The sequence below is a fragment of the Nitrosospira multiformis genome (genome assembly GCF_900110185.1).
Lineage (GTDB): Bacteria > Pseudomonadota > Gammaproteobacteria > Burkholderiales > Nitrosomonadaceae > Nitrosospira > Nitrosospira multiformis_A.
Genome location: NZ_FOCT01000008.1, coordinates 132,375 through 145,295, shown reverse-complemented (window position 1 = coordinate 145,295; position 12,921 = coordinate 132,375). Strand labels below are relative to the sequence as shown.

The following is a 12,921-nucleotide window of genomic DNA, read 5'->3' as shown; positions in this document are numbered from 1 at the left end:
GAGTAGCATTCTTTAGCGTAACCCCGGGTGTAACCCCGTAGGTCTGCGGCATAAAGACAGATAGGATACTTATTGATTAAGGACCACCGACCAGGGTTCGTACCTGAGACCTGTGGATTAACAGCCCTATCACTATTTTATCGGAAACAGTTGATGCTAAGTACGTGAAACAACGGATAGACGAATGCCAGGAAAAAGAAATTGCAAAAAGCGATACTGGATACAAATGTAAATGAGCGGGAGTCAAGAACAAGACCGAGCTTTGACTGCCACTAGCGTTTTGATTTATTTAATAGGTGTCCTCTTTAAAATACGTCCTCTCGCTCTTTAATTTTTTGCTTAATTGGCTTCAGGTTATCTGCACATGAAGTAACAGCTACTAGAGCGGGTAAAAATACGGGTAAAAAATGTTTATGAAAAGTAGGAAACCCTCTTTCCTACTAGTTTTCTGAAGGTTTTTAGATTCCCCCTCCCGGCACCACGAAAGTATTTTCCACTTCTTCCAGAATCCTCCCAAAACCGATTAAGTTGTTGCTCTTCAACGGTTTTATCTGTAATCAGCATTATACAATTTCACCCAGTTTACCCTGTTCCGCTCTACTTCGGCCCCATTATTGCCCCAATTTTGGCCCCAAGCGTATGGCATCGATTACCAGATCAGGACGCAAATGGCGCGCCCAGGTAAACTCAAAGGTGTCCGTGACTCGGAGACATTTGACACCAAAGCAGAGGTCATGGCATGGGCGGTCGAAACGGAAAAAGCCATTCAAGCAGGCAAACGAGGTGAGATTCCGGATAAAACTTTTGGGCAACTACTCGAGCGCTACCGTGATGAGGTATCGATCACAAAAAAAGGGGAGCGCTGGGAACGGCTACGGATCGGAATGCTGTGCAGGGATGAGATAACGAAGATCAAGCTGCAAGAACTCAAGACAGATCATTTTGCCACCTGGCGGGATCGGGGGCTGCGGTCAGTATCGGCCGCTTCAGTTCTGAGGGAATGGACGCTCGTTTCGCACGCGCTGAATATTTCGGTGGTCGAATGGCGATGGCTGAGGGAAAACCCGATCAAGGTGTGCGCAGGCCCGCTGAACCGCCGCCTCGGGATCGTCGGCCTACGGGTGATGAGAACGAGCGTTTGCTATTTGCCCTTGGCTACGATTACGAGAAGATGCCCTCCACCGTCACAGCACGGGTTGGTGCTGCCTGGTTATTCGCCCAGGAAACAGCCATGCGTGCCGGCGAGATAGCGCGCCTCACGCGTGACCGGGTGGATTTCGAGCGGCGTTACGTTAGGTTGCTGGAAACAAAAAACGGTACAAAGCGGGATGTGCCGTTGTCGGCCGAGGCACTCCGCATCCTCCACCAGGTGGATAAAGTGCGGAATGGACAGCTCATGTTCGGGCTCACTACCCAACAGATTGATGCGCTGTTCCGGAAGGGTAAAGCTTGGGCGATGATCTAGGACCTCCACTTCCACGATTCGCGGCATGAAGCGATCACGCGCTTGGCCAAGAAGCTTGATGTCCTGGAGTTGGCCAGGATGGTAGGACATCGGGATCTACGTCAATTGATGGTTTACTACAACGCGACAGCGGAGGAGTTAGCATAAAAACTTGATTAGGTTATGCGAGTATTCTTGAGGTAAGGCAAAATTGAAACGCCTGAGATAGAAGGCAATGCTGAAACGTGGCCGGATATTCCGACCCATTTCAATAGCAGCAGTACGTTTGTACTAAACCCTGCTTCCTGATTTCTGGCGCCATGCCACCAGCCAGATCAGGCTGAGACCCGCGAGCATCAGGGCGTAGGATTGAGGTTCGGGGATAGATGGAACAGGCGATGCAGATGTGAAAAAGCCGTCAGCAATCACTTGCCCGTTGTCATTGATGTCCATGGCCCTAATCAGAGTCACTCCTTGTGGGAGGTCAATCAATGAATTGAGGTCCATCATCGCTCCCCCATCAGGCCCGGTGATGAAAGCGTGCTGAGGACCTCCCCTACCCAGGCTAGATTCTCCCACCACCTGTCCAGCGTCGTTCATGCCGAAGACAAAGCTGTAAGCGCCGCCTAACGTGCCAAGGTCTCTCATTCCCATTCCATCAGGACCGGTGATGAAAGCACGATTAATATCAAAGGCTTCAGCCGTGTGATAATTTCCCACCACCTGTCCCGCATCGTTGATGGCCTTAGCAGAACTCATACTGCCTAACGTACCAAGGTCCCTCATGCCCATCCCATCAGGGCCAGTGATGAAGGCATGAGTAGCGCCGTCAGCCGTGGCAGAACTTCCCGCCACCTGTCCCCCATTGTTGATGGCGTAAGCAGAGCTCCGATCACCACCGAGGGTGCCAAGGTCCCTCATGCCCACCCCATCAGGGCCAGTGATGAAGGCATGAGTAGTGCCGTTAGCCGTTTCAGAGCCCCCCACCACCTGCCCAGCCTCGTTGATGCCAGAAGCACTGCTGCCGAAAGAATGGCCGGAATAAGTACCGCTCAGGGTTCCCAAGTCCCTCATACTGATCCCGTCAGGGACAGTGATAAAGGCATGGGACTCATACTCATAAACCGAGCTAAAAAATCCCACCACCTGCCCCTTGTTGTTGACGTCAGAAGCAACCGAATCTGTCTGTGCCAGGTCACCGAAGGGACCCAAACTCTTAAGACCGATCCCATTGGGACCGGTGATGAAAGCATGATCAGGAGCTCCACCATAACTGCCCACTATTTGCCCCGCATCATTCATGGCGCTGCTACCGACTAGGCCATAGACGTCACGATCTAAACTCCCAAGCTCGGTCGCTGTCCTGCTGTTGAGGTCGATGAGATACGTGCGTTCCTGGGCAATGGCAGGATTAGCAAGGCCGCCAACCAGGGCTGCAGCGAGGATGAGGCCGTGGAAGTTGAAGCAATCTTTGATTATCATTGTAGGCTCCAGCAAAACGGATTGAAGGATTGATTTCACAGATCAAACGCGATCAATTTGCTTGAGACATTATCTATGGTGTCGAGTCTGATCCTAATCCCTGTTCCCTTTTCTTTTCAACTGCTTTTTGAACATGGCTTTTCCTGACTTAAGCTACGTCCCACATCATTATTAACGGGAATCTTGATCTCTCTCCCACTCCTCCCGCATCTGCTGAAGGCCTAACGCCCACTCCCTGCACTCGTTCCGTTTGACCCGGGTGCGATTGGCTTTAAGGGCGTAGTCGTAAAGATTTTCTTCAACTTCGCCTGGAAGTCGTAGCCAATCACATCGTCCTCCTCCAGGATCGACGGCGGCACTATCGGCAGTGGCGGACACTGGGTCAACTCGGCATGTTTCGGCTAGGATGCGCAGGCCGTCAGGATCGCGGTGGAGAGCAGCGTCGGCAGCGTGGATCTTCTGATTTTCTTTTGCGGCATTGTTTGTCACCCTGTCATTCAGTTTTGAGTTCGCCTCGATCAACGCAAGATTTCTGACGTTTGCCTCCTCGAGCTGCTGCTGGGGGTTGAGGTCAGCCATTCCTGGCTGAATCACTTCCGAAAGCTACTGGTCCGGTTCGAGAAAACGCACCGCAGCTACATCCACTGCTTATGCTCGCCTGCGCCATCATCGCCTTTCGCAGGGCAGAGGGCCCGGGAAAAACAAACATTATTTACGGATAAGTTCTAAGTAATAAGCGGATGCAAAGATTATGGATGCAAAGATTATTAAAATTGATAAAAAAAGAATCGTGATAAAATGCGTTTCGGCTCGCGTTCCGCTAAGAAATCTAACTGAAAAACTCGCAATCGTCGAAAAAAATGGGATAGCTGCAAGCTACTGACGGTATTTTTAACGGTACGTTTAAGAACTGAAATAATAAAAACCTTTGTAATCAACGTTTATACTTTTTTGCGACTACCCTCCCCACCAGATACGTGATAATAAACTGCTGCTTTTTCCAAAGATTTTCAGTCCTGCCCTCGAAGCCCGCCATCTGACGCTCCTCGCAATTCCTCCCAACGCTCCAGTCGTCCGAAATGAGTACCAATCCGACCATAAGGAGTTGCAATGCCATCCGATCTGGATTCCGAATCAATAATAATCTTCTGTCCTCACTGCTCGAATCAGCATGAAGAGACAATCTTGCGGCTCAAGTACGAACCGAGGCTTTCCTGTCCGGATTGCGGGAAATATATCGTCATCAATCTTCTTGACCTCTACACCATGCTTGAGTCGGTGCAAAAATCGTGTAAGGCGCTCCTCAAAAAATTGACCCGCATGTCAAACGGCAAAAGTCCACGTTGACCTGCAAAGCTGAGACTTCTGCCCGATTTTTAAAGGAAGCTCGGCCGTTACTGCAAGAAAGGAAAAATGACTTTTCGTCATGTTTCCATCTTTATGTTCTGCGATCTTTTCGCGAGCAAATTGCCTGTAGTTTCTCATCCTCCTTCCGCCTTGGCGAGATCACGCCATGATAGTCTCCGTCCTGCCCGAAGGACTGATAGTCAACCTCATACCCGGCAAAAACCATTGTTTTAAAAATTCCGAAACAAGCTTGACTGTAAAGCAAATACTGCTATGAATAAATCTGGAAATCCGAATGCCCTCCTGTCACTGGAGTAATGACGGTCAAAAACGCTTCATGCCCTGTTCATGACTTTGACATTTGAAGGCATGCGGGGTTTGTTCGAATTCCGACAATAAGGAGGTCGTTATGAAACAGTTGCCAGTGATAGGCTTTTTGTCCGCATTGATGGGACTGTGCAGTCTGCTTGTTACTCCCGTTTCACAGGCGGAACCGGTGAAGCCTTCCAAGACAATCAAGACGGAGTATCAATATTCGGCCAAGGTCGCGTGTTCATTGCTGCTGCCACATCAGGACGGAACACTGGCACGCGGCACTTATCGCACCACGGTCAACATTCATAACCCGAGCGACAAAAAAATCAGCATTGCCGCCAAGGTGGCGCTTGCCGCACAGTTTGGCTCCGAGCCAGGCCCATTCGACGTGACGCCTTTCAAGGAGGCCGTCATTCAACCGGATGGGGCGGTAGGGGTCAATTGCTTTGATATCGCCAATTACTTTTGTCCGATCGATGGCGTGTGCGTGGATTTCGCCTTTCTTGAAGGATTCCTGGTCGTGAAAAGCCCGGTGCCCCTGGATGTTGTCGGCGTTTATACCGCTCGCCATACTGATGGAGAAGTCGAATCCATCGACGTGGAAGCGGTTGCGCTCCGCCAGGTTCGTGAGACGATCAGCATAGGCACAGCGGAATCCGGGAAGCGAGGAACAGGCAAGCGCGTCGATTATCCGCCGAAAGGAAGTTCGGCGTATGGGGAGAAAGAACCGAAGCAGATGTGCGGTGGCATAGCGGGCTTCCCCTGCCCTGAGGGCAAGAAGTGTGTGGATGATCCTTCAGACAATTGCGATCCGGCACATGGCGGAGCGGATTGCAGTGGTATCTGCGTAAAACAATGATTTGAAGTAGTCGCGAAAAGGCGTTTTTCCTGGCAGGGGCGGATGCAAATTCGTCCTTGCTCAGAGATGGATTGAAATTGGCAAACTATAACTGAATAAATCGTGTTTCCGGAAAAACCATATTAGTTTGAGTCGTTGTTGACGGGTGAAGATGCACGCGACTTTATATTAGAGACTGTCCCCTGCCATGATCAATGAAATTTGCATGGACATTGCCAAGGCAAATGAAAAATGATAGGCAAAAAGCTTTAATGAATTTCATATCTTTGTTCATGTGGATTATTGCACGAGCAAAGCAAATATTATGCCTGTTATAAAAACATCATAAAAAGACTGGAGGTGTTGCAAAAGGGAATCATTGTTCAATGTTGCCCAGAACAAGTAATGATTGATGGGTCTCAAAACCTATCAGCTACATTTGCCCCGCTAAAGTCCCCTTGGCTGTTTTCACCACATGAATAATATGGGTTAGATATGACCCGGCAATGGGTAAATCTCGTATGTTTGTTTACTGTCGCAGTTTTCCAGCCGGAAATCTCCTCCAATTTGTCCCCATTAGGGGTAAAAAACGACACAGTTCTCTCGTCTGATATTAATTTTCCAATGGAGATTCAATGTACACTCTCTCTTGGTGGCATGACTTTTGCTGGAAATTAATGTAGGCAGGATCCCCTAAAAACCTTCTCTTACTGGAGAGAAATCATGAAAATTACCCATAGCTCTAAAATCCAGAGTTTGATTTTGGCAACAGCCTTGAGTATCGGCCTATGTTTCGTTTCCCCTGTCTCTGCACAGCAGTTACGTTCATATATTCTGGACCTCAATACCAAAAGACTGACCAGTATGGGCACCCTGGGTGGAAGTGACAGTTTCGCCTATGGCATTAATGACGCTGGGCAGGCGGCGGGGGGGTCCGACACGAGCACAGGTGAGAGGCACGCTTTCATCACCCGCCCCCACCCCAATGGGGTGTACGCAGCGGATCTTGGGACGCTGAGTGGAGGTTGGCCACATTTTAGTGGCGCCTATGGCATCAATGACGCTGGACAGGTGGTAGGGTACTCCTCCGCGGCTGGAGGTTGGCACGCTTTTATCACGGGTCCTGATGGGGTGGGCATGACCGATCTCGGGACGCTTGGTGGACGTAACAGTTTTGCTTGGGGAATCAATCACGCTGCACAGGCGGTGGGGGAGTCCGACACGAGGACAGATGAGACGCACGCTTTTATCACCGACCCCAATGGCGCTAACATGAGGGACCTGGGCACGCTAGGCGGGGATCGGAGTCGAGCTCATGGTATCAACGATATAGGGCAGGCGGCTGGATACTCTCGCACAGCTGAAGGTTATTACCATGCTTTCATAACCGGCCCTGATGGCACGGGGATGACCGATCTCGGAACCCTTGGTGGAGGTGACAGTTACGCTTGGGACATTAATAACGCCGGACAGGTAGTGGGGGGATCCTTCACAGCAGAGGGTTATCATCGTGCCTTCATCACTAGCCCTGATGGGGCGAACATGAGGGATCTGGGCACCCTGGGTGGAAGGGAAAGTTGGGCTTATGGCATCAACGATGCAGGGCAGGTGGTAGGCGAGTCCATCACGGCTACAGGTGATTTGCACGCTTTTATTACAGGCCCCAATGGTGTGGGCATGGCCGATCTCAATTCGCTAGCTGAGTTGCCCGCCGGACTTGTTCTAGGGGACGCCCAAGACATCAATAACGTGGGACAGATCATCGTCGCCAACGCTCTTCCTCCTATTCCTGAACCTCAGTCCTATGCCTTGATGCTCGCGGGCTTGGGCTTGATCGGGTTTGTGGCATGGCGAAAGAACCTGCTGGCATAAAAATAGCTACAAACCCAGCCCTTTCGGTTACCCGCCCTGGCGGTCGTGCTCTTTCCGCCCCTCTTTAGGCTTGTCCATTAAGATCGTCCTTAAAACTCGAGAACAATCTATCGAATATATTGATAAAGCGTTTCCCGACTAATTCCAAACTCCTTCCCCAGCTTTGATCGGTTTGCGCCTGCTGTGGCCTGTTCCCACAGCTGAGCAATCCTCTCTGGGTTTAGAGCTGGCTTCTTGCCCTTGTAGACTCCTTTGGCCTTTGCTAGGGCTATCCCTTCCCGCTGTCTTTCCTTGATGAGTGAGCGCGCAAACTGGGCGAAGGCACTGCGCATGGTAAACATCAAAGTAGAGCGAGGATCATCATTACCGGCAGTGAAGTTCATATTCTCCTTAATGAATTGACCGATACTCCCCGATCATTCATTTCCCTCACCAGCTTGACCATGTCTTCCACATTACGCGCCAGCCTGTCCATGGAATGGACTATGAGCGTATCCCCCGAACGAATGTGATTGAGTGCGGCCTGGAGCTGAGGCCTGTTCGTATTCCTGGCTGATGCCTTGTCGGTAAATACCTTGTCTAGCTTAATACCGTCGAGCTGGCGCTCCGGGTTTTGATTCAGTGAACTTACGCGAACGTATCCGATTCTTTGGTTGGCCACGACTCTCTCCTCGCATAGCTTGTCAGGATAGAGTCTACAGCTCTCACCAAGAGATGTCAATTAATAATAATTTAAAGTCTATCCTGACAAAAAATAGGAGAAAAATTGTCAGGTAGATTTGTCAGGATGGGGTGTACTCCAAAATGACGTTCTCAACGAAGTCAATGAGCCACTTATCCTCGCGCCCCCATCGCACGGCTGGTACTGGCTGTAGCAGAAGCTTTCAAAATGGGGTTAGGTAGTGGAGTTAATCCTTTGCATGTCGCTGACGCAACAGCGGATGGCCGGGGAACTCTTGTTCCACCTGGTCACGCCGATTCGCGTCGATTTGTTGCTGGATATATTCTGGAACAGTCAGTCGGGAGAATGGCGAGATGACCCGGGTCCAAGGATCGGAAAAGAACCAGCGAATAAAGGATTCGGCCGTTGGTTCTCCCAAGGGAGCATTAGCAGTTTGCTCGCGCAGCTTGTTGATCTGCCCTATTTGATCTTCGAGAGGTTCAATGGCCCCGAGCTCATTTAGCTGTTTACCGCCTATCGCTTCTGCTAGGGCTGAGAGCAAATCTTTATTATTCGAAACGACCACCGATATATCCCACACCCGAGTGGTCTTGTCCTTCGATGCGGTCAACACCTTGTTGCCGTCGGGACTGAACTGTGCAGAGTTGACCCAACCTTCATGCCTCATAGCCTCGCTCACAGGCTTGCCGGTTTTGCCATCCCACAGCCGTGCAGTATGGTCCTCCGATACGGTCACCACCTTGGTACCATCGGGACTGAACTGTGCAGAGTTGACCCAACCTTCATGCCTCATAGCCTCGCCCACAGGCTTGCCGGTTTTGGCGTCCCACAGTCGCGCAGTCCGGTCCCATGAGCCCGTCACCACCTTCGTACCATCGGGACTGAACTGTGCGGAGCTGATCGCATTGTTATGCCTCATAGCCTTGCCCACAGGCTTGCCGGTTTTAGCATTCCATAGCTGAGCTTTACCGTCCAAAGACGCGCTCACTACCTTTGTGCCATGAGGGCTGAACTGGGCAGACTGAACGGGAAAAGCATGTCTCATAACCTCGCCCAAGGGCCTGCCAGTTTGGGCATCCCATAGTCGTGCGGTATTGTCCCCTGATGAGGTAAGTTCCACTGATGCGGTCACCACCTTCTTGCCGTCTGGACTGAAGCGGGCAGAAATTACCCAACTTTCGTGCCTCATGACCTCGCCCAAGGGCCTGCCAGTTTGGGCATCCCATAGTCGGGCGGTATTGTCCCAGGATGCAGTCACCACTCTGGTGCCATCGGGACTGAAGTGGGCAGAGTTAACCCCATCTTCATGCCTCATAGCTTCCCCCAAGGGCTGACCGGTTTTAGCATCCCACAGCCGGGCGGTATGGTCCTCCGATACGGTCATCACCTTGGTACCGTCGGGACTGAACTGCGCAGATGTCACCTTATCTTCATGCTCCATGGTCTCGCCTACAGGCTTGCCGGTTTTGATATCCGACAGGTGCGCGGTCTTGTCCATTGATGCGATCACCACCTTCGTACCATCGGGACTGAACTCAGATATCACGTCACCTTCATGCTCCATGGTCTCGCCCACAAGCTTGCCAGTTTTGGCATCCCAAAGCCGCACGGTATGGTCCTCTGATACGGTCACCACCTTGGTACCGTCGGGACTGAACTGCGCGGATGTCACCTTATCTTCATGCTCCATGGCTTCCCCCAAGGGCTGGCCGGTTTTGGCATCCCACAGTCGGGCGGTATTGTCCTTTGATGCGGTCACCACTCTCGTGCCATCGGGACTGAAGTGGGCGGAGTTGACCCCATCTTCATGCCTCATGGCTTCCCCCAAGGGCTGGCCGGTTTTGGCGTCCCACAGTCGCACAGTCCGGTCCCATGAGGCCGTCACCACCTTCGTACCATCGGGACTGAAGTGGGCGGAGTTGACCCCATCTTCATGCCTCATGGCTTCCCCCAAGGGCTGGCCGGTTTTAGCGTCCCACAGTCGGGCGGTATTGTGCGGGGATGCGGTCACCACTCTCGTGCCATCGGGACTGAACTGTACAAACCGGACCTCGCCTTCATGCCGCATGGGCTCGCCCAGAGGCTTTCCGGTTTTGGCATCCCACAGTCGGGCGATATTGTCCTTTGATGCGGTCACCACTCTCGTGCCATCGGGACTGAAGTGGGCGGAGTTGACCCCATCTTCATGCCTCATGGCTTCCCCCAAGGGCTGGCCGGTTTTGGCATCCCACAGTCGGGCGGTATTGTCCTTTGATGCGGTCACCACTCTCGTGCCATCGGGACTGAACTGTACAAACCGGACCTCGCCTTCATGCCGCATGGGCTCGCCCAGAGGCTTTCCGGTTTTGGCATCCCACAGCCTCGCAGTCTTGTCATCTGATGCGGTCACCACCTTCGTGCCGTCCAGACTGAACTGAGCAATCCAGACCGTATCTTCATGCCTCATGGCCTCGCCCAGAGGCTTTGCGGTTTTGGCATCCCACAGCCGCGCGGTCTTGTCCTTTGATGCGGTCACCACCTTCGTGCCGTCCAGACTGAACTGAGCAATCCAGACCGTATCTTCATGCCTCATGGGTTCGCCCACAGGCTTGCCGGTTTTAGCATTCCATAGCTGAGCTTTATCGTCCAAAGACACGCTCACTACCTTTGTGCCGTGAGGGCTGAACTGAGCAATCCAGACCGTATCTTCATGCCTCATGGGCTCGCCCACAGGCAGGAACCAGCTTCTCTGCTGCAGGAGATTGACCAGAAGAGTACGACTAGCTGTTCCCTCGGGGTTCAGTCGCACAGCATGAGCAAGATAAGCCAGAGCGTATCGAATGTTATTATTTTGATAATACCATTGGGCTTCGCGGAAATTGGATGCTGCCAAGGCAATTTGTGCCTTTTTCTTTGATTCTTCCGCTGCAGCTTGCCTTTCCTGCGCCGCAAGAAGTTCAGCCTGGCGGTAGCGCTCTTCCGCCTCGCGCCGTTGCGTCTCCCGCTGACGCGAGCACAACAGAAATTCGCTGGTCAATTCCAGCCGTCTGCGATAACCTGGCTTGGCGGCAACTGCCTCAAAGATTGCCAGTCGCTCTCCTTCTACAAGCCAATCGATTTTTTTGCCGCTCGTGCTCCAAGCACTTGCAGCCTGTTCGAGCCGAACAGCATCTTTCAGATCGTCACCCTCCTCCCGCAGCCATTCAGCCAGTTTGTCCCATTGGCGCAAGAGGCTTTCATGGGCAACCTCGAAGACCTGCTCTCCGTCACGCATGTCGCTCAGCAGCAGACGCTTCTCAACCAGCGCCTGTATCAGGACAAGACTATTGGATGGGAGATCGGATTTTCTTGCCCTCCTTCGCATGGGCTGGTTGTTTTCTAGATTGATGGCGGCAAGCCAGGGAATGAATGCGGCATGCAATATTTCGAGCTGGGCCTTCCTTGTTTCCGGATCGAAAGCCAATATTGAGTCAATCTCAGTCTGAATGACATTGCTTATCCCGCCCATGCTCTGATACTCATCGAGGCGCAGATCGCCATCCTTCCCATAATCACGGTACAGGTGCGATAAAGTCAGACTCAACAGTGGCAAGGTATCAGCTCCCTGGTCGCAATCAGCCAGGAGTTGCTGCACGAGGTCCGCTTTGACTTCCAGTCGCTTGGCGCTCCGGGTTGAACGCTCGGCTGGGCCAGTTATGACTTCCTTGAACTGGGCTCGCGGCATGGGCTTCAATGCGTCGAACACCACTGTTTTTAATCCCGTCAGCTCAGACGCGGTCTGTAGGGGTTCGTAGCGGTCGGAGCGAATAGTGAAGGCTACGATTAACGAGGGGCTTCCTCCCCTGTCAGATAGACTGGCCCGCAGAACATTGCCTAGGAGCTCGAGAAATCTGCGTGCCTCTTCGGTAGCGTCAGCATTGAAGAGTTCTTCGGCCTGATCTACCGGAAGAATCAGGGTAGGGGGCGGCGCATTGTCTGGCAGTCCAAGCAACTGATGGCGAGCCGCGCATTGAATATTGTGCAGTAGCTGCGCAAGACGGTGAGCACTTTCACCAAGCGCTATTTTTACTTCCCCCCTGTTGGTTGGCTTAAGACCAAGATCATCATTTGCCTGGGAGATCGCGTGCGCAAGCCCCCGCTCTCCGAACAATGGGCTGCGTTCCGGACGGATAACTTCCAGTGGATGGAAGTGTCGGGCGTCACGCTTCAGCCGTGGCAGGAGGCCAGCGCGCAGGAATGAGGACTTGCCTGCACCGGAAGGCCCGAGTATGACGAACAGAGCCTCGTCCCCGGAAGCACGCATCCCCCGCAACTTATCCAGGCCCTGCAATATCTCCACATCGCGGCCAAAAAACACGGCAGCGTCCTCTTTATCCAGGGGTTCGAAGCCCCGGTAGGGGGAGCGGGCCTCGTCGCCCTTCGGCGGCCACGGAAAAAAACTGGCGCTCAAGCCCGCTGTTTGCAGCCCTAATCGCAGTCGGCCAAGTCCGTTGGCAAGGAAAGAAACATCAGCCGGACGTTCGTGATGAACGAAATGAATAGCCTCAGTTGATCCCTTGCCGATGAGATAGGTCAACTGATACTCTGAGGTGAGCTCAGTGGGCAGTTCGCCCAGCGGCGTCTCCTTCACCACCACACCGAAGATGAGTTTGTTTAGGCTCTTAGCCAGTAGAAATTCAGTCAGGCACCACTTTGATTTTGCCCATGCCGGGGAGATGATGAATATGACTGCTTCACAGTGGTCAGCTGCACGCCGCAGTGCTTCCTGCCACCGCTCGCCAGCCTTCAAGCCACGCACTGGATCAAGATCGAGAAAGACATCATCCCAGCCGTTATCCAGTAACCAGTGCTTCAGCGCAACCGCTTCAAGTTCATCTACACTGGAATGGCTCAGGAAGATGAGGGACATGTTTTCACCGAGGTTCTTTCGTCTTACCCATCACGCGCCTACTACAGGCATCA

At 52.4% G+C, this 12,921-nt stretch carries 8 protein-coding genes and 2 pseudogenes; 5 read left to right on the top strand and 5 right to left on the bottom strand.

What is annotated here, in order from left to right:
- Positions 1 to 668: 668 nt before the first annotated feature.
- Together BMY01_RS18330 and BMY01_RS18790 are read left to right on the top strand one after the other, a co-directional pair.
- Positions 669 to 1,250 carry a hypothetical protein gene (locus tag BMY01_RS18330; protein ID WP_139176863.1) on the top strand — a complete coding sequence of 194 codons (582 nt, stop codon included), beginning with the start codon at positions 669 to 671 and terminating at the stop codon, positions 1,248 to 1,250.
- Positions 1,172 to 1,612: pseudogene (locus BMY01_RS18790) on the top strand (site-specific integrase). The gene BMY01_RS18330 and the pseudogene BMY01_RS18790 overlap by 79 nt, the downstream one beginning before the upstream one ends.
- 123 nt (positions 1,613 to 1,735) lie before the next feature.
- Here the strand turns inward: BMY01_RS18790 and BMY01_RS10780 are convergent.
- Positions 1,736 to 2,926: an HAF repeat-containing protein gene (locus BMY01_RS10780; protein ID WP_074747014.1), complete on the bottom strand. Its 1,191-nt coding sequence runs from the start codon at positions 2,924 to 2,926 to the stop codon at positions 1,736 to 1,738.
- 171 nt (positions 2,927 to 3,097) lie between these two features.
- Complete coding sequence (locus BMY01_RS10775; RefSeq protein WP_074747012.1) at positions 3,098 to 3,505, bottom strand: hypothetical protein; 408 nt, start codon at positions 3,503 to 3,505, stop codon at positions 3,098 to 3,100.
- On the opposite strand from BMY01_RS10775, the pseudogene BMY01_RS18320 reads away from it, so the two are divergent.
- The 3 genes and pseudogenes from BMY01_RS18320 to BMY01_RS10750 form a co-directional block, all read left to right on the top strand.
- Positions 3,491 to 3,648: pseudogene (locus BMY01_RS18320) on the top strand (IS5/IS1182 family transposase); the annotation flags it as partial. The gene BMY01_RS10775 and the pseudogene BMY01_RS18320 sit on opposite strands and share 15 nt — an antisense overlap.
- Before the next feature lie 1,034 nt (positions 3,649 to 4,682).
- Positions 4,683 to 5,447, top strand: a complete 765-nt coding sequence (locus BMY01_RS10760; RefSeq protein ID WP_074747006.1) for a Kazal-type serine protease inhibitor domain protein — start codon at positions 4,683 to 4,685, stop codon at positions 5,445 to 5,447.
- A 702-nt stretch (positions 5,448 to 6,149) separates the two neighbouring features.
- A complete protein-coding gene (locus BMY01_RS10750; protein ID WP_081353886.1) occupies positions 6,150 to 7,298 on the top strand; it encodes an HAF repeat-containing PEP-CTERM protein in 1,149 nt (382 codons plus the stop codon).
- Positions 7,299 to 7,405: 107 nt separating this feature from the next.
- Here BMY01_RS10750 and BMY01_RS18955 read toward each other — a convergent pair whose 3' ends face one another.
- The 3 genes from BMY01_RS18955 to BMY01_RS10740 all read right to left on the bottom strand — a co-directional run bounded on the left by BMY01_RS18955 (position 7,406) and on the right by BMY01_RS10740 (position 12,868).
- Positions 7,406 to 7,681, bottom strand: a complete 276-nt coding sequence (locus BMY01_RS18955) for a recombinase family protein (protein ID WP_439331402.1) — start codon at positions 7,679 to 7,681, stop codon at positions 7,406 to 7,408.
- The gene (locus BMY01_RS18950) at positions 7,678 to 7,959 is read right to left on the bottom strand and encodes a recombinase family protein (protein ID WP_439331401.1); all 282 of its coding nucleotides are present in this window, start codon (positions 7,957 to 7,959) and stop codon (positions 7,678 to 7,680) included. The genes BMY01_RS18955 and BMY01_RS18950 overlap by 4 nt, the downstream gene beginning before the upstream one ends.
- 247 nt (positions 7,960 to 8,206) lie before the next feature.
- Positions 8,207 to 12,868 (bottom strand): nSTAND1 domain-containing NTPase, encoded by a 4,662-nt coding sequence (locus tag BMY01_RS10740; RefSeq protein WP_074747004.1) that lies wholly within the window; start codon positions 12,866 to 12,868, stop codon positions 8,207 to 8,209.
- Positions 12,869 to 12,921 lie beyond the last annotated feature (53 nt).

Coding starts and splice junctions, on each gene's coding strand:
- BMY01_RS10775 (WP_074747012.1), bottom strand. CDS start 3,505: ATGGCTGACCTCAACCCCCAGCAGCAGCTCGAGGAGGCAAACGTCAGA.
- BMY01_RS10740 (WP_074747004.1), bottom strand. CDS start 12,868: ATGTCCCTCATCTTCCTGAGCCATTCCAGTGTAGATGAACTTGAAGCG.
- BMY01_RS10780 (WP_074747014.1), bottom strand. CDS start 2,926: ATGATAATCAAAGATTGCTTCAACTTCCACGGCCTCATCCTCGCTGCA.
- BMY01_RS10760 (WP_074747006.1), top strand. CDS start 4,683: ATGAAACAGTTGCCAGTGATAGGCTTTTTGTCCGCATTGATGGGACTG.
- BMY01_RS18330 (WP_139176863.1), top strand. CDS start 669: ATGGCGCGCCCAGGTAAACTCAAAGGTGTCCGTGACTCGGAGACATTT.
- BMY01_RS18955 (WP_439331402.1), bottom strand. CDS start 7,681: ATGAACTTCACTGCCGGTAATGATGATCCTCGCTCTACTTTGATGTTT.
- BMY01_RS10750 (WP_081353886.1), top strand. CDS start 6,150: ATGAAAATTACCCATAGCTCTAAAATCCAGAGTTTGATTTTGGCAACA.